The following is a 256-nucleotide window of genomic DNA, read 5'->3' as shown; positions in this document are numbered from 1 at the left end:
CGATCGCGACGGGCGACCACGACCGGATCGGCGAGGGCGCCAAGCAGCTCCAGATGCTGTACAACGAGCTTTCGATCTCGGGCGAAGCGCTGCGCAATTTCCAGTTCAGCGCTGCGCAGGCGGATTTCGACCGCGCGGAATCGGTCTACGACACGCTGCGCGTGCTCTCGATCGTCGTGCTGGTGGGCGGTCTGGTCGCCGCGGCGCTGTCGTCGCTGACGCTCAGCCGCGCGATTGGCCGTCCGCTCGCCGACGC

1 pseudogene is annotated in these 256 nt (G+C 68.4%); it reads left to right on the top strand.

The features are described from left to right. Positions 1–256: pseudogene (locus SB772_RS43190) on the top strand (hypothetical protein); the annotation flags it as partial.

The organism is Paraburkholderia sp. SIMBA_030 (assembly GCF_046535245.1).
GTDB lineage: Bacteria > Pseudomonadota > Gammaproteobacteria > Burkholderiales > Burkholderiaceae > Paraburkholderia.
The sequence above is the reverse complement of the archived record's forward strand: the minus strand, read 5'-3'. Positions and strand labels throughout refer to the sequence as shown.